The sequence below is a fragment of the Pseudomonas sp. GW821-FHT09H03 genome (assembly GCF_059415945.1).
The window spans coordinates 1-798 of sequence record NZ_JBWKOF010000039.1 but is presented as its reverse complement, the minus strand read 5'-3'; the positions used below and the strand labels follow the sequence as shown (position 1 = coordinate 798).

Genomic DNA, 798 nt, shown 5'->3' with positions numbered 1-798 from the left:
CCGGCAAAAAACACGTCGCCAACCTCCAGCGTCACGACACGCTCGATGCCTGACTCGCGGTAATGCATATCGACCGTGCCGTCGAGAACAGCGAATACTTCCTCACCATCGTTGACGTGCCACTTATAGGGCTGGTCAGTCCAGTGCAGGCGGACCGTGGTGCCCCCCATGTTAGCGATGTCGTCAGCTCCCCAGGCGCGAGTGGCGGTGAAGTCTTTGCTTCGAATAACTCTCATTGGTCGCGGTTCTCGAACAGGTCGTGAAGTTTCATCAATTTATTTAGCGCCTCCATTCGAGGGCCATGCGTACGGCCAAGCCCGCAAGGACCGTCCCCATCAGCCAGCGTTGCACGACTTGCCAGACGGGTCTGCTTGCGAGAAATGTCGCGATGGAGCCCGCCATGACGGCAATCAGCGCGTTGACACTCACGCTGATGATGATCTGGGTAAAGCCCAGTACGATCGATTGTGCCAGTACGCTGCCGTGGTCGACGGGGTTAATGAACTGGGGTAGCAGCGACAAATACATGACGGCGATTTTTGGATTCAGCAGGTTGGTGGCAAAGCCCATCATGAACAGCTTGCGCGGGCTGTCCTTGGGAAGGTCGCGCACCTGAAACGGTGAACGGCCGCCGGGCTTGACCGCCTGCCAGGCGAGATAGAGCAAATAGAGCGCGCCGCCGAGTCGCAGGGCGTCATACGCATACGGAACCGCCAGCAGCAGGGCCGTGATGCCAAAGGCGGCGCAAAGCATATAGACGACGAAACCCAACGCCACGCCGCCCAAGGAAATCAGTCC

Annotated in this window: 2 protein-coding genes; both read right to left on the bottom strand. The window is 58.8% G+C overall.

What is annotated here, in order from left to right; genetic code table 11:
* On the bottom strand, nucleotides 1-236 hold a 236-nt coding region (locus AC07OG_RS26320), incomplete at its 3' end, for a cupin domain-containing protein (protein ID WP_495068511.1).
* A 43-nt stretch (nucleotides 237-279) separates the two neighbouring features.
* Nucleotides 280-798: LysE family translocator (locus tag AC07OG_RS26315; RefSeq protein ID WP_495068510.1), on the bottom strand; the 519-nt coding region annotated here is incomplete at its 5' end.